This window comes from Bradyrhizobium sp. ISRA436 (genome assembly GCF_029910015.1).
Taxonomy (GTDB): domain Bacteria; phylum Pseudomonadota; class Alphaproteobacteria; order Rhizobiales; family Xanthobacteraceae; genus Bradyrhizobium.
In genome coordinates this window covers 2572295-2586382 of sequence record NZ_CP094519.1, presented here as the reverse complement: position 1 = coordinate 2586382, position 14088 = coordinate 2572295, and the positions used below count along the sequence as shown (strand labels likewise).

The 14088-nt window shown below is 65.3% G+C and carries 15 protein-coding genes; 6 read left to right on the top strand and 9 right to left on the bottom strand.

The genetic code is table 11. From position 1 onward, the window contains the following. Positions 1 to 2: 2 nt before the first annotated feature. Complete coding sequence (gene hpaR, locus MTX23_RS12090) at positions 3 to 539, bottom strand: homoprotocatechuate degradation operon regulator HpaR (protein ID WP_280976863.1); 537 nt, start codon at positions 537 to 539, stop codon at positions 3 to 5. A gap of 110 nt (positions 540 to 649) precedes the next feature. Here hpaR and hpaH point away from each other — a divergent pair, with 110 nt between their 5' ends. The 6 genes from hpaH (at position 650) to MTX23_RS12060 (ending at position 7041) form a co-directional block, all read left to right on the top strand. Then, on the top strand, positions 650 to 1456 hold the full coding sequence (gene hpaH, locus MTX23_RS12085) for a 2-oxo-hept-4-ene-1,7-dioate hydratase (RefSeq protein ID WP_280976862.1): 807 nt from the start codon (positions 650 to 652) through the stop codon (positions 1454 to 1456). Between the two features lie 29 nt (positions 1457 to 1485). Then, complete coding sequence (locus MTX23_RS12080; protein ID WP_280976861.1) at positions 1486 to 1884, top strand: 5-carboxymethyl-2-hydroxymuconate Delta-isomerase; 399 nt, start codon at positions 1486 to 1488, stop codon at positions 1882 to 1884. Then, entirely contained in the window at positions 1877 to 3418 is a 1542-nt protein-coding gene (hpaE, locus tag MTX23_RS12075; RefSeq protein ID WP_280976860.1) for a 5-carboxymethyl-2-hydroxymuconate semialdehyde dehydrogenase, read from the top strand. The genes MTX23_RS12080 and hpaE overlap by 8 nt, the downstream gene beginning before the upstream one ends. A gap of 107 nt (positions 3419 to 3525) precedes the next feature. Continuing rightward, complete coding sequence (gene hpaD, locus MTX23_RS12070; RefSeq protein WP_280976859.1) at positions 3526 to 4509, top strand: 3,4-dihydroxyphenylacetate 2,3-dioxygenase; 984 nt, start codon at positions 3526 to 3528, stop codon at positions 4507 to 4509. Positions 4510 to 4520: 11 nt separating this feature from the next. After that, on the top strand, positions 4521 to 5393 hold the full coding sequence (locus MTX23_RS12065) for a fumarylacetoacetate hydrolase family protein (RefSeq protein ID WP_280976858.1): 873 nt from the start codon (positions 4521 to 4523) through the stop codon (positions 5391 to 5393). Between the two features lie 19 nt (positions 5394 to 5412). Continuing rightward, the gene (locus tag MTX23_RS12060) at positions 5413 to 7041 is read left to right on the top strand and encodes a thiamine pyrophosphate-dependent enzyme (RefSeq protein WP_280976857.1); all 1629 of its coding nucleotides are present in this window, start codon (positions 5413 to 5415) and stop codon (positions 7039 to 7041) included. Positions 7042 to 7064: 23 nt separating this feature from the next. Here MTX23_RS12060 and alkB read toward each other — a convergent pair whose 3' ends face one another. The 8 genes from alkB to MTX23_RS12020 all read right to left on the bottom strand — a co-directional run bounded on the left by alkB (position 7065) and on the right by MTX23_RS12020 (position 14082). Beyond that, positions 7065 to 7736 (bottom strand): DNA oxidative demethylase AlkB, encoded by a 672-nt coding sequence (alkB, locus tag MTX23_RS12055; RefSeq protein WP_280976856.1) that lies wholly within the window; start codon positions 7734 to 7736, stop codon positions 7065 to 7067. A gap of 12 nt (positions 7737 to 7748) precedes the next feature. Next, entirely contained in the window at positions 7749 to 8495 is a 747-nt protein-coding gene (locus MTX23_RS12050) for a 2OG-Fe(II) oxygenase (RefSeq protein WP_280976855.1), read from the bottom strand. Positions 8496 to 8686: 191 nt separating this feature from the next. Further along, entirely contained in the window at positions 8687 to 9373 is a 687-nt protein-coding gene (locus MTX23_RS12045; protein ID WP_280976854.1) for a DUF2848 domain-containing protein, read from the bottom strand. Further along, a complete protein-coding gene (locus tag MTX23_RS12040) occupies positions 9366 to 10715 on the bottom strand; it encodes an amidase (protein ID WP_280976853.1) in 1350 nt (449 codons plus the stop codon). The genes MTX23_RS12045 and MTX23_RS12040 overlap by 8 nt, the downstream gene beginning before the upstream one ends. A gap of 91 nt (positions 10716 to 10806) precedes the next feature. Then, the gene (locus MTX23_RS12035) at positions 10807 to 11526 is read right to left on the bottom strand and encodes an ABC transporter ATP-binding protein (RefSeq protein WP_280976852.1); all 720 of its coding nucleotides are present in this window, start codon (positions 11524 to 11526) and stop codon (positions 10807 to 10809) included. Then, on the bottom strand, positions 11516 to 12259 hold the full coding sequence (locus MTX23_RS12030; RefSeq protein ID WP_280976851.1) for an ABC transporter ATP-binding protein: 744 nt from the start codon (positions 12257 to 12259) through the stop codon (positions 11516 to 11518). The genes MTX23_RS12035 and MTX23_RS12030 overlap by 11 nt, the downstream gene beginning before the upstream one ends. Continuing rightward, complete coding sequence (locus MTX23_RS12025) at positions 12249 to 13169, bottom strand: branched-chain amino acid ABC transporter permease (protein WP_280976850.1); 921 nt, start codon at positions 13167 to 13169, stop codon at positions 12249 to 12251. Before MTX23_RS12025 ends, MTX23_RS12030 begins: the two co-directional genes overlap by 11 nt. After that, positions 13162 to 14082, bottom strand: coding sequence for a branched-chain amino acid ABC transporter permease (locus tag MTX23_RS12020; protein ID WP_280976849.1), 921 nt, complete (start codon positions 14080 to 14082; stop codon positions 13162 to 13164). The genes MTX23_RS12025 and MTX23_RS12020 overlap by 8 nt, the downstream gene beginning before the upstream one ends. Positions 14083 to 14088: the final 6 nt, after the last annotated feature.

Sequence of the window (14088 nt, the reverse complement as noted above, 5' to 3'; positions counted from 1 at the left end):
GGCTACTCGTCGGCCTCGACCTCATCATCATCGGCGGAGGTCATTCCGGCCAGACTCGCCTCCAGCGCGCCCAGCATGTCCTGGAGCTCCGCAAGCTTGCGCGCCCCGTAGCGCCGGGTGATCGCGGCATAGATGGCTTCCGATGTCGGCGCCACCACCTCGATCAATTTCAGGCCCTTGGTCGAGATCGAGACGACCGCGCGCCGCAGGTCGTTCTCCGCCGCCTTGCGCTCGATCAACTGACGGGCCTCGAGATCGCGCAGGATTCGCGACAGGCTCGGCCCGAGCAGGAACGCCACGCGCGCGAGCTCGGTGACTTCGATCTCGTCGACGGAAGTGAGTGCGCGCAGGATCCGCCATTGCTGCTCGGTCAGCCCATGATTGCGCAGCGAGGGGCGGAATTGCCGCATCACGGCTTCGCGCGCCCGGAGCAGTAACATCGGCAGCGAGCGCGAGAATTCGCGCATCGGCGCGCGGCGGGGTGACCCGGCCTCGGTCGGCGCTGATCGCAGGTCGTTCGATGATTTCTTGCGCGCCATTGCTCAATCCACTGCCACGAATTTTTGCGTTGCAGCATAACTCGATTCAGTTTGCGGGAATTCACTTAACATGTTAATCATCTCCCGACATCCTAAATTTGGGTATCACGATGGCCCTCTCCCAGGACGATATCCGCACTGCCGCCGCAAGGCTCGACCAGGCGGAAAAGACCCGCAAGCAGATCCGCCAGCTCTCACTGCAATATCCCGGCATCACCCTTGAAGATGCCTACGCGATTCAGAAGGCCTGGGTCGAGATGAAGGTGGCGCAGGGCCGCGTCATCAAGGGCCACAAGATCGGCCTGACCTCGAAAGCGATGCAGAGCGCGCTCAACATCGACGAGCCCGACTCCGGCATCCTGCTCGACGAAATGTTCTTTGCCGATGGCGGACTGGTGCCGAGCGATCGTTTCATCGGGACCCGGGTCGAAGCCGAGCTCGCCTTCGTGATGAAGCATCGCCTGGCGGGACCGAACTGCACGCTGTTCGATGTGCTCAACGCCACCGACTTCGTGGTGCCGGCGCTTGAAATCCTGGATACGCGCGTCGAGCGCGTCGATCGCGAGACCAAGGCGACGCGCAAGATCTTCGACACCATCGCCGATAATGCCGCCAATGCCGGCATCGTGCTCGGCGGGCGGCCGATCCGCCCGCTGGACGCCGATCTGCGCTGGATCGGCGCGCTCTGCTTCCGCAACGGGCAGCTCGAGGAAACCGGGCTCGCCGCCGGCGTGCTGAACCATCCGGCGACCGCGGTGGCGTGGCTCGCCAACAAGATCGCGCCCAACGGGCTCGCGCTGGAGGCCGGCCAGGTGGTGCTGGCGGGCTCCTTCATCCGCCCGATTGAGACCCGCAAAGGCGACACGATTCAGGCCGACTATGGAGCTTACGGTTCCGTGAGCTGCTACTTCGCCTGACGCCGGACGCAATCGCAAGGAGACTGCTCATGCCGCACTTCACGCTTGAATACTCCGCCAATCTCGACGGTCTCGTCGACATGGCCGAGACCGTCGAAGTGGTGCGCAAGGCAGCGATCGAAACCGGCATCTTCCCGCTCGGCGGCATCCGCGTCCGCGCCGTCAAATGCGAGCACTATGCGATCGCCGACGGGCGCAAGAACTACGGCTTCGTCGACATGGTGCTGCGGCTCGGCGAAGGCCGCGATCTCGCCACCCGCAAGAAGGCCGGCGAGCACATCTTCAAGGTGCTGTCGGCCCATCTCGATCCGGTGTTCGCCAAAGCCAAGTTCGCGCTGTCGTTCGATATGCAGGTCAACGACAAGGAGACGAGCTGGAAGCGCAACAACATCCATGAAGCGCTGAAAGTGGAGACCGTCAATGGATAAGGCCAACCAGAAATCCGCAGACCTGTTCCAGGCCAATCGCGACCGCGCAGTCCCCCTGCTTGCCAAGCTGAAGGCCGAAGGCATCGGACACATGATCGACGGCAAGGTCGTGCCGTCGGTGACGGGCCAGACTTTCGAGACGAAGTCGCCGATCGACGGCACGGTGCTGGCGTCGGTCGCAAAGGGCAATGCGGAAGATATCGATCGCGCCGCAACCGCTGCTGCCCGCGCCTTCAAGGCCTGGCGGGACGTGCCGGCGGCACAGCGCCGCAAGCTCCTGCATCGCGTGGCCGATGCGATCGAGGAGCGTGCCGACGACATCGCCGTGCTCGAATGCATCGATACCGGTCAGGCGCACCGCTTCATGGCCAAGGCCGCGATCCGCGCCGCCGAGAACTTCCGCTTCTTTGCCGACAAATGCGCCGAGGCCCGTGACGGCCTGAACGCGCCGAGCGAAGAGCACTGGAACATCTCGACCCGCGTGCCGATCGGCCCGGTCGGCGTGATCACCCCGTGGAACACGCCGTTCATGCTCTCGACCTGGAAGATCGCGCCGGCGCTCGCTGCGGGCTGCACGGTCGTGCACAAGCCGGCGGAATGGTCACCGGTGACCGCTGACCTGCTGGTCAAGCTCGCAGAGCAGGCCGGCATCCCCGATGGCGTGTTCAACACCGTGCACGGCTTCGGCGAGGACGCCGGCAAGGCGCTGACGGAACATCCCGCCATCAAGGCGATCGGTTTTGTCGGCGAGAGCGCGACGGGCTCGGCGATCATGGCGCAGGGCGCGCCGACCCTGAAGCGCGTGCATTTCGAGCTCGGCGGCAAGAACCCGGTGATCGTGTTCGACGATGCCGATCTCGACCGCGCGCTTGATGCGGTCGTGTTCATGATCTACTCGCTCAATGGCGAGCGCTGCACGTCCTCCAGCCGCCTGCTGGTGCAGCAGAGCATCGCCGACAAGTTCATCGAGAAGCTGACGGCGCGGGTGAAGGCGCTGAAGGTCGGTCACCCGCTCGATCCAGCGACCGAAATCGGGCCGCTGATCCATGAGCGGCATCTCGTCAAGGTCTGCAGCTATTTCGACATCGCGAGGCAGGACGGCGCCACCATCGCGGTCGGCGGCAAGCCGCATGAGGGTCCAGGCGGCGGACACTATGTGCAGCCGACATTGGTGACCGGCGCCAATGCCACGATGCGCGTCGCGCAACAGGAAGTGTTCGGTCCGTTCCTGACCGTGATCCCGTTCCGCGACGAGGCTGATGCCATCGAGATTGCCAACGGCGTACAGTACGGTCTCGCCGGCTATGTCTGGACCGGCGACATGGGCCGCGCGCTGCGCGTGGCGGATGCGCTCGAAGCCGGCATGCTCTGGCTCAACTCGGAAAACGTCCGCCATCTGCCGACGCCATTCGGCGGCATGAAGGCCTCGGGCATCGGCCGCGACGGCGGCGACTATTCGTTCGATTTCTACATGGAAACCAAGCACGTCTCGCTCGCGCGCGGGACGCACAAGATTCAGAAACTGGGAATCTAGCCAACCGTCGTTCCGGGCGATGTGGAGCATCGAACCCGGAACTTCGAGATTCCGGGTTCGGTCCTGACGGACCGCCCCCGGAATGACGATCCAGAGGGGAAACATCAATGCCCGTTCCGCAGCACGTCTTCGATCCGCCGTTCAACATCATCCGGTGCAGCCACGCCATCCTCGACGTCACGGACCTCGACGCCAGCGCCGCGTTCTACGAAAAGACCATCGGCCTGCACATTGAGGACCGCGACGACAAGGCGGTGTACCTGCGGGCCTACGAGGAGCACCAGCATCACTCGGTGGTGCTGCGCAAGGCGCCGAAGGCGACCTGCAACCGACTCGGCTTCAAGGTCGGCAATGACCGCGACCTCGACAAGGCGGCGGCGTTCTGCTCCGAGAACGGCATCGAGCATGCCTTCGTCGACCAGCCGTTCCAGGAGCGCACGCTGCAGTTCACCGACCCGTTCGGCTTCCAGATCGAGCTCTACGCCACGATGGAGAAGCGCCCGCATTTGCTCCGGCGCTACGATCTCTACAAGGGCTGCCATCCGCAGCGGCTCGACCATTTCAACGTCTTCGCCGCCGAGGTGCAGGACACCGTCGATTTCTACGCCCGGCTCGGCTTCCGCCTCACTGAATATGCCGAGGAGGACGGCGCCAACGGCCGCATTGCCGCGGCATGGATGCATCGCAAGGGCAATGTGCACGACTTCGCCATCACCAACGGCAAGGGTCCGCGCCTGCACCACATCGCCTATTGGGTGCCGACCGCGATGAATATAGTGCATCTCTGCGACGTGATGGCCTCGTCTGGCTTCCTCAAGAATATCGAGCGCGGTCCCGGCCGGCACGGCATCTCCAATGCCTTCTTCCTGTATGTCCGCGATCCCGACGGCCATCGCATCGAGCTCTACACCAGCGACTACTTCACCGGCGATCACGACCACGAGCCGCTGCGCTGGTCGCTGCGCGATCCGCGCCGCCAGACGCTGTGGGGCGCGCCGGCGCCGCGCTCCTGGTTCGAGGAAGGCTCGCCGTTCGCAGGCCAGGCCGTGCGCGAGCCGCGCTTCGTCGCGGACGTGCTGGTTGCGGACTGACGGGAATTGCAATGCCTGCTCCTCGCCTCGCCACCTATTCCGCCAACGGTGCAATCCGATATGGCGCCGTCACCGACACCGGCTTCGTCGATCTCTCTTCGCGGTTCGCCAAGGACTATCCGACGCTGCGCGAAGCGATCGCCGCGGGCGCGCTGATGAAGCTCGCGGACGCCGCCGCCGCCCGCTCGCCCGATCACGCGCTAGACGCGGTCGCCCTCCAGCCGCCGATCCCGTCGCCGGAAAAGATCATCTGCATCGGCGTCAACTATCCGGACCGCAACGCCGAGTACAAGGACGGCTCGGACGCACCGAAATATCCGAGCATGTTCCTGCGCGTGCCGCGCTCCTTCGTCGGCCATAACGCTCCCCTGGTGCGCCCGCGCGCCTCGCCGCAGCTCGACTATGAGGGCGAGCTCGTGCTGGTCGTCGGCAAGGCCGGCCGGCACATCCCGGAAAGCGCTGCGCTCGACCACATCGCGGCGGTTTCGCTGTGCAACGAAGGCACCATCCGCGACTGGGTGCGCCATGCGAAATTCAACGTCACCCAGGGCAAGAATTTCGATTCCACCGGCAGCCTCGGCCCGTGGATCGTGCCCTATATCAACGAAGCGCAGATCGCCGATATCCGCCTGACCACGCGGGTGAACGGCGAGACGCGGCAGGACGACCGCACCTCGCGCTTGATCTTCGGCTTCCGCTACCTCATCAACTACATCTCGACCTTTACGACACTGGTTCCTGGCGACGTCATCGTCACGGGCACGCCGACCGGCGCGGGCGCGCGGTTCGATCCGCCCCGCTATCTGAAGCCAGGTGACGTCATCGAGGTCGAGGCCGAGGGCGTCGGAACCTTACGCAACGGCGTCGTCGACGAAGCCAACTAGCAAACGAACGGACAGTGCCATGACCTCAACATCCGGCGGCGAAGCGATCGTCAACGGCCTTGTCGGCCACGGCGTCGACACTGTGTTCGGCCTGCCCGGCGCGCAGATCTATGGCCTGTTCGATGCGTTCCACCAGGCGCAGCTCAAGGTGATCGGCGCGCGGCATGAGCAGGCCTGCGGCTATATGGCGTTCGGCTATGCCCGCTCCAGCGGACGGCCAGGCGTGTTCAGCGTGGTGCCCGGCCCAGGCGTGCTGAATGCCTCGGCCGCGCTGCTCACCGCATTCGGCTGCAACGAGCCGGTGCTGTGCCTGACCGGACAGGTGCCGACGCAATTTCTCGGCAAGGGCCGCGGTCATCTGCACGAGATGCCGGATCAGCTTGCGACCTTGCGCACCTTCGTGAAGTGGGCCGACCGCATCGAATATCCCGACAATGCACCGGCGATGGTGTCGCGCGCTTTTCAGGAGATGCTATCCGGACGGCGCGGGCCGGCCTCGCTGGAGATGCCGTGGGACGTGTTCACCCAGCGCGCCCAGGTCGCGGCCGTAAAGCCGTTCGACCCGCTGCCGGCGCCGCAGCCCGATCCTGTCCGCATCAAGGCGGCCGCCGACCTGATCGCCGGCAGCAAGGCGCCGATGATCTTCGTCGGCAGCGGCGCGATCGACGCACGCGAGGAGATCCTGGAGCTTGCCGAGATGATCGACGCGCCGGTCGTTGCCTTCCGTAGCGGCCGCGGCATCGTCTCCAATGCGCATGAACTCGGGCTCACGATGGCGGCGGCCTACAAGCTCTGGCCGAAGACCGACCTGATGATCGGCATCGGCACCCGTCTGGAATTGCCGACGATGTCGCGCTGGCCCTATCGGCCGGACGGGCTGAAATGCGTCCGCATCGATATCGATCCTGTCGAGATGCGCCGGTGGCCGGCGGATGCCGCCGTGATTTCCGACGCGAAAGCTGGCACCGCCGATCTCGTCGCCGCCGTGCGCAAGGCCGGTTACAGCAAGACGAGCGGCCGCCGCGCCGCGATCCGCGAGGCGACCGCTGCCGCCGAGCATGAGATCCAGCGCATCCAGCCGCAGATGGCTTACCTGAAGATCCTGCGCGAGGTGCTACCGGCGAATGCCATCGTGACCGACGAGCTGTCGCAGGTCGGCTTCGCCTCGTGGTACGGCTTCCCGATCTACGAGCCGCGCACCTTCGTCACCTCAGGCTATCAGGGCACGCTCGGCTCGGGCTTTCCGACCGCGCTCGGGGCCAAGGTGGCCAATCCGAACAAGCCAGTGGTCGCGATCACCGGCGACGGCGGCTTTATGTTCGGCGTGCAGGAGCTTGCGACGGCCGTGCAGTTCAAGATCGGCGTGGTGACGCTGGTCTTCAACAACAACGCCTATGGCAATGTCCGCCGCGACCAGCGCGAACGTTTCGACGGCCGCGTCGTCGCCTCCGACCTGGTCAATCCTGACTTCGTCAAGCTCGCGGGGTCCTTCGACGTGGGGGCGGCGCGCGTTACCTCGCCCGATCATTTCCGCCCCGTGCTGGAAAAGGCGCTGGCGGACGGCGGCCCCTACGTTATCTCGGTCGAAGTGCCGACGGATTCCGAAATCTCGCCCTGGGCGTTCATCCACCCGGCGAAGAATAACTGATTCCATACATGACGGCCGGCGGCCTAAAGGCCGGCGGCGCGCCGACGCACCTTGCGAAAGGTCAAGTTGATGCGCTGGCGGCCAAGCACGCCGTGCTCGCCTTCGGCGAGCGGCGCGACGCCGTGGAAGACGAGCCGCGACGGCCCGCCCCACACCACGACATCGCCGTGCTCCAGGCGGTAGCGCCGCGTCGGATCGCTGCGCTTGAGGCCGCCGAACAGGAAGATCGCCGGCAGCCCGAGCGACACCGAGACGATGGGTGCGGCGAAATCCAGTTCGTCCTTGTCCTGATGCAAGGACAGTTTGGCGCCGGGGACATAGCGGTTGATCAGGCAAGCCTCCGACGTGAAGCCAGTGAAGCCACCCTCGGCCGCGGCGTCGGCGGCGAGCTTACGTAACACCGGCGGCATCGGCGGCCACGGCGCACCCGAATTCGGATCGATGCCATCATAGCGATAGCCGCTGGGGTCCGAGACCCAGCCGAGACTGCCGCAATTGGTCATCGCGACCGACATCCGGTGGCCGCCCGGCGTGATCAAATGGCGGAACGGCGCCTGCTTTACGATCTCGCGCAGGGCTGGGATCAGCTCGGCCTCGAACGGCCTGGCGAAGCCGCGCAGCACAACGGCGCCCTCCGCCATCGTCTCGCGCGGGGGCCGTGCGTCGCCAACGGTCTCGAACAGATCAGCGGTCACGCTTGTGCGCACTCACGTCGCATCGTGGAAGATCACACCAACGGTGTGGCGATGGCCGGAGCGGATCCGGCTGACGCCGTGGCGCAGATTAACGCGATAGGAGCCGCGTGTCCCCTGCACCGGGCGATGATGCACGGCAAACGCCACGGCGTCGCCTTGCGTGAGCGGCACCACCTCGGGCCGCGACTGCATCCGCGGCCGCTGTTCCGTCAGCACGAATTCGCCGCCGGAGAAATCGCGCCCCGGCTGCGACAGCAGGATCGCGACCTGGATCGGGAACACGTGCTCGCCGTAGAGATCCTGGTGCAGGCAGTTGTAATCGCCCTCGCCATATTGCAGCAAAAGCGGCGTCGGCCGCGTCTGCCCGGCATCATGGCAGCGCTTGAGGAACGCCGCATGCGATGCGGGATAGCGGATGTCGATCCCCATCGTCTGGTTCCAGCGATTGGCCGTGGCGGTCAGCTGCGCGTAAAGCGTCGGTCGGAGTTCCGCGATCAGATCCGGCAGCGGATAGGAGAAGTATTTGTACTCGCCGCGGCCGAAGCCGTGGCGGCCCATCACCACCTTGCTGCGGAACAGACCGTCATCGGGATAAAGCGCGGCGATCGCATCACACTCCTGCGGGGTCAGCAGGCCCGGAAGGACGGCGCATCCCTGCCCATCGAGATCAGCCGAGATCCGGCCCCAGTCCAGCGCGTCGACGCGCGTGGGGATATCTGATGGTGCGCCATGGGCGGCGATTTTGGCTGTAGCTTTCATGGGGCGAAGTCTCGCGCAGTATCACATCCGGCGCCACCCGATTTCCGATCGTCCGACCGTCATTGCGAGCCAACGGGTCGGCGCAAAGCGCTGCCCGATGACAGGCTCCGCGAAACAATCCATCTCACAGCAAGTGGAGAAATGAATTGCTTCGTCGCTTTGCTCCTCGCAATGACGCGTTGCGGAACCGGTTAGCCCAGCACCGGCAGCGTGATCACGTCGTAGCCGTGCCGGATCGTGCGCTTCAGCACGGGGTCTTCCATCTCGAACTCGAAGCGGCTCGCCGGGCGGATACCGCTTTTGGCCGCGAAGGTGCCGCCGAACATCGCGCAGCCGTCGGGCAATCCGCCCGCGCCGAAGCCCCTGTTGATCAGGTCCTGCACCGGCAGCATGTGGTCCAGCGTGCCTTCCTGGTAGAGTACGCGCTGGCCGCCGATCACGGCCCAGGAGCGCAGGATCAGCTGGTCCCAGTGGCCGATCACATCCTCGAGCTCCCACAGCTCGGACGCGATCGGCTTGTCGCACATCTGCTTCGAGACGGTGACGTTGTAGCTCTCGACCTTGCGGTCGGTGTGGTCGGAACCGCAACCGACGAAGGTGCGGCCCTGCCAGCCGATCAGCATGAACTCAACCTCGCCGCTGGAGTCCCCGCCGCATACCTCGATCGCATCGGCGAAGGTGAGCCGGCGCGCCGAGCAGCGGTAATAGATCGGCGTCGTCGCGGGCCGCGCGATGCCGAGCGCCTCGAGCTCGGCGATATGTTTGTCGCGCGCAACCGGATCGCGGCCGGTCCAACCGGCGATCACGGCCTGCCTGATCTCGAGCGTGAGCGGCGTCGCGACGCCCTTGTCGTCGACGTTGAAGGTGAGGTCAAACACGGATCACGGTCTCCATCCCGGCCGCAAGTTCGAAGATGCGGCGATCCGTGCCACCGGCGGCGGCGAGCATCAGGCCGACCGGCGCCTCGCCCTCGCGATGCGCCGGCAGCGATATCGCGCAACCGTCAAGCACGTTGATCAGCGAGGGGTTGCGCAGCGCACGCAGGTTCTGCGCGGCAAACGCCTTGTCGTCGGCGAGATCGGCAATGGCCGGCGGCAGATTCGCCGTGGTCGGCAATACCATCGCGTCATAGGGTGCGATGCGCTTTTCGGTGCGTGCGATGAACGACCGCCGCGCATCGCAGAGATCGATGTAGTCGGCGGCAAGGAAACCCTCGCCGCGCAGAATGCGCACCGACACGCGGGGATCGTAGATGTCGCCCTTGCTGGCGATCAGGAAGCGATGCCAGGCGTAGCTTTCGGCCGCGGAGAAGCCACCGTTTGCATTCATCACGCCGACATCGAGCAGCTCCGGCAGCTCGATCCGCTCGATCAACGCACCGGCACGCGACAATGCCGCCACAGCGCGCTCGAAGGTCTTGGCCACCGCGTCATCGAGATCATCGAGCACGACGGTGGTCGGCACCGCGAGCCGCATGCCCTTCACCGGGCGCGGGGTGAGCGGCTCGACCTTCTCGTCGGCGAGCACTGCATCGAGCGTCGCGCAGCAGGCCACCGAATTTGCCAACGGCCCGTAGCTGTCGAGCGTGAACGACAGCGGCACGCCGCCATCGAGCGGAATGCGGCGCTGCGTCGGCTTGTAGCCGACGATGCCGTTGAAGGCCGCCGGAATCCGGCAGGAGCCGCCGGTGTCGGTGCCGAGCGCACCATAGGCCATGCCGTCAGCGATCGAGACCGCAGCGCCGGACGACGAGCCGCCGGGCACATGGCCGACATTCCGATTCCAGGCGCTCTTCGGCGTACCGTAATGCGGATTGATGCCGATGCCCGAATAGGCGAACTCGGTCATGTTGGTGCGGCCGATCACGATGAAGCCGGCGCGCCGCAGCCGCGCCACGACGGGTGCATCCGCCTCCGCCGGCGCGGAATCGTCCAGCGCCCGCGAACCGGCGCGCGTCACCTGCCCCTTGATGTCGAACAGATCCTTGATCGAGACCGGGATGCCGGCAAAGGGTGACGGCGCGGCGTTGGCCTTGCGCAGCCTGTCCATGGCGTCGGCGGCCTCAAGGGCAGCGTCCTTGTCGACATGGATGAAGGTGCGCTGGCCCTCCCCAGCGGGATCAGCGATCCTGGCGATGCACTGCTCGACGAGCTTGCGGGCAGAGGTGGCGCCGCTGGCGAGATCGGCGGCAAGGGCGGCGAGGGTCGGATTGTTCGGCATGGCTCTCATTTCATGGCTTGCATCTGATTGTCGCGCGAACCGGCGTCGATTTCCAGATGGCTTGCGCCAGACCCGGCCCTGACCGTCCGCATCACTTCAACCCGAAATAGGCGCGATGTAGCTCCTCATTGCCGCTCATCTCGGCAACCGTGCCGGAGAAGCGGATCCGTCCACCCTCCAGCACGAACACGCGGGTGGCGACGTCAAGGAAACTGATATTTTGCTCAGCAATCAGGAGCGCCAATCCCCGCCCCTGCAGGCTGGAGAGAGCGCGGATCACCTCCTTGACGAACAACGGCGACAGCCCGGCCGAAGGCTCGTCCATGACCAGCAGCTTCGGATCGGCCGACAGCGCCTTGGCGATGCCGAGCATCTTGCGCTGGCCGCCCGAAAGGCTGGAAGCCGGATCGCGGCGCTTGTCGCGCAGCACCGGGAAGAGGCCGTACAGTTCGTCGACCCGTGCCCCCGGATTGGCATGCCCCAAGGCTTGCGCTCCGACCCGGATGTTCTCCTCGATCGACAGATCGGGAAACACCGCGAGCTCCGACATATAGGTCATGCCGCGCTTCATGCGGTCTGACGAGCGCATCCGCGTGATGTCCTCGCCGCCGAGATTGATATGGCCGCTGCGCGTCTCGATCAGGCCGACCAGCGATTTCAGGAAGGTGGTCTTGCCCGCGCCATTGGCGCCGAGCAGCAGCACGGTCTCGCCCGCGCGGACGTCAAGATCGACGCCCCACAGCACCTGCATGGTGCCGTAGCCTGCATTGACGCCCTCGGCGTCCAGAAGCGGCGCCGCGTCAGTGAGCATGCTCGCCTCCCAAAAACACTTCGATCACCTGCGGCTCGCGCACTGCGGTCGCGAGCGTGCCTTCAAAGATCTCCTTGCCCGCATTGAGCACGATGACGCGGTCGGTGATCTGCTCGATGAAGCCCATCAGATGCTCGACCACGATGATCGCCATCCCGGTGGCGGCCAGCGCCTTGATCCGTCCGGCAATCCAGTCGAGCTCGGCCGGGTTGAGGCCGGCGGCGAGTTCGTCGAGCAGCAATAGCCGCGGGCGCGTCGCGAGCGCGCGGGTGAGATCCAGCATCTTCTGCTGCGCACTGTTGAGATCGGCTGCGGGGCGGTCGGCGACCTCCTTCAGCCGGTATTCGTCGAGCAATTCCGCCATCGACGGCGGCGCGACGCCGGCATGGCCGGCAGCGTGCCCGTAGGCCAGGGCCACCTGGATGTTCTCGCGCACCGACAGCGACAAGAACGGCTTCGGCACCTGGAAGGTGCGGTTGATGCCGCGGTGAACCAGCTTGTGCGAGGCGATGCCGCCGGCCGTGGTGCCATCGAAGACCACCTCGCCGCCGTCAGGCGCATAGAGGCCGGAGATTACGTTGATCGCCGTGGTCTTGCCGGAGCCGTTGGGACCAACGAGGCCGAGGATCTCGCCGGGCACGACGTGAAAGCTCAGGCCATCGAGCGCGTAGAAACCACCGAAGCGCTTGACCAGCTTGGAAACCTTGAGAAGGGGCGCTTGCTCAGGGGACATACCACCCCCTGCGCGTTGCCAGCGACACTAGCCCTGCGGGCAGGAACAGCACCAGTCCCATGATCAGGAGGCCGTAGATCAACTGGAAATACTGCGGCGTGGTGAAGCCGATCAGGTTGTAGATGCCGTAGAGGATGATCACGCCGACGATCGGTCCGGTGATGGTGGCAACGCCGCCGAACAACGCGAACACGATCGCGAAGATGCTGAACTCTCCGGAGAACACATTGTCCGGATAGAATACCGAGACGTACCAGGCATAGATGCCGCCGGCGAGGCCAGCGACCAGCGCGGAGGCGAGCCAGGCGATCACCCGCATCTTGACGATGTTGACGCCGGCCATCGAGGCCGAGACCCCGTCCTCGCGCACGGCCTGCAAGGCGAGGCCGAAGGCCGAGTTCCGGAGATAGACGACGCCGCCAACCGTCAGCGCCATCACGGCGACAGCAGCATAGTAGGCGTGCGTCGGATTGAACGTCCCGGTGAGCGACACGCCGTAGGGTCCCTTGGTGATGCCTTCGAGCGCCGGATTGGCGACGAAGTGCAGCACGGCAAGCGAGGCCGCCAGATTGGCGATCGCGAAATACGCGCCGGACAATCGCAGCAGCGGCGTCAGCAGCAGGCCAAGCGCGACGGCGACCAAGCCACCGACCGCGACCGCGAGCGGCGCCGGCGTCTGCAGATGCATCACCATGATGGCGAAGCCATAGGCGCCGGCGCCGAAGAAGCCGACATAGCCGAACGGCAGATAGCCGGTGAAACCATAGATGATGTTCACGCCTTGCGCGAGGATCAGGAAGATCACGAAGTTGAACAACAACAGATGGTTCTGATAGACGCCGGGCAGCAGTGCGAACACCACGACCAACGGCGCCAGGATGAACAGCAGGTGTTTCGATGCGTTAGGCAACGCGCACCCGCCTTCCGAGCAGACCGCTCGGGCGCAACAACAGGATCACGATCAACAACACATAGGGCAAGAGGTCGGCCCAGGAACTGAGATAGGTCTGCACCAGCATGTAGCAGACGCCGTAGACGACGCCGCCGAGTGCGGTGCCGAGCGGATTGCCGAGCGAACCCAGCACCACGATCGCAAACGACGTCACCGTCGCGTCCGCGCCGAAGGCCGGCGTCACCGAGCCGAACATGAAGGGCGCGAACACCCCGGCGATGGCCGCGAGCCCCAAGCCGATTCCGAACGCCGCCGCCGACACGCGGTCGACGTCGATGCCGGTCGCCAGCGCCTCGTCGCGCCGTGACATCACCGCGCGGGTCAGCGTGCCGAGCCGCGTGTGGTAGAGATAGAGATAGACGAACGCGATCACGATCAGGCTGGTCACAGCCGCGATCACCCAGGGTGCGGGAAAACCCTGGCCGAAGATCTGGATCGGCCCTGCCCCGGCCTTGCCGCCGAACCACTTGACTTTGATGGTCGTGAATACGGTTCCAAGCAGCCGGCTCTGGATCGACCGCTCGCTGGTGCCGGCGAAGATCGTGGTGACGGCTTCGATCACCTGTGACAGGCCGAAGAACAGGATGATCGACAGCATTTCCGGGTTGGCTGAGCCCTGCAGACGCGGCACCAGCACCCAGTACAACAGCAGGCCTGCGAGGATGAAGACCACGAAGGCCAGCGGCACCGCGAACAGTGGGTCGAGGCCGGCGATGCCGACCACGCCCACCGCGATGAAGGCGCCGAGCATCAGGATGTCGCCATGCGCAAGGTTGACGATGCGCATGACGCCGAACACGAGATTGAGACCGATGCCGACCAGGCTGAAGTACAGCCCGAACAGCACGCCGGCGACGAGCGCGTAGGTCATGCTACC

Bases quoted from the DNA above. Each gene is read 5' to 3' on its own strand.
- MTX23_RS12040 (WP_280976853.1), bottom strand. From the start codon at position 10,715: ATGCCGAACAATCCGACCCTCGCCGCCCTTGCCGCCGATCTCGCCAGC.
- MTX23_RS12080 (WP_280976861.1), top strand. From the start codon at position 1,486: ATGCCGCACTTCACGCTTGAATACTCCGCCAATCTCGACGGTCTCGTC.
- MTX23_RS12060 (WP_280976857.1), top strand. From the start codon at position 5,413: ATGACCTCAACATCCGGCGGCGAAGCGATCGTCAACGGCCTTGTCGGC.
- MTX23_RS12065 (WP_280976858.1), top strand. From the start codon at position 4,521: ATGCCTGCTCCTCGCCTCGCCACCTATTCCGCCAACGGTGCAATCCGA.
- hpaH (WP_280976862.1), top strand. From the start codon at position 650: ATGGCCCTCTCCCAGGACGATATCCGCACTGCCGCCGCAAGGCTCGAC.
- MTX23_RS12050 (WP_280976855.1), bottom strand. From the start codon at position 8,495: ATGAAAGCTACAGCCAAAATCGCCGCCCATGGCGCACCATCAGATATC.
- MTX23_RS12035 (WP_280976852.1), bottom strand. From the start codon at position 11,526: ATGCTCACTGACGCGGCGCCGCTTCTGGACGCCGAGGGCGTCAATGCA.
- MTX23_RS12020 (WP_280976849.1), bottom strand. From the start codon at position 14,082: ATGACCTACGCGCTCGTCGCCGGCGTGCTGTTCGGGCTGTACTTCAGC.
- hpaD (WP_280976859.1), top strand. From the start codon at position 3,526: ATGCCCGTTCCGCAGCACGTCTTCGATCCGCCGTTCAACATCATCCGG.
- hpaE (WP_280976860.1), top strand. From the start codon at position 1,877: ATGGATAAGGCCAACCAGAAATCCGCAGACCTGTTCCAGGCCAATCGC.
- MTX23_RS12030 (WP_280976851.1), bottom strand. From the start codon at position 12,259: ATGTCCCCTGAGCAAGCGCCCCTTCTCAAGGTTTCCAAGCTGGTCAAG.
- hpaR (WP_280976863.1), bottom strand. From the start codon at position 539: ATGGCGCGCAAGAAATCATCGAACGACCTGCGATCAGCGCCGACCGAG.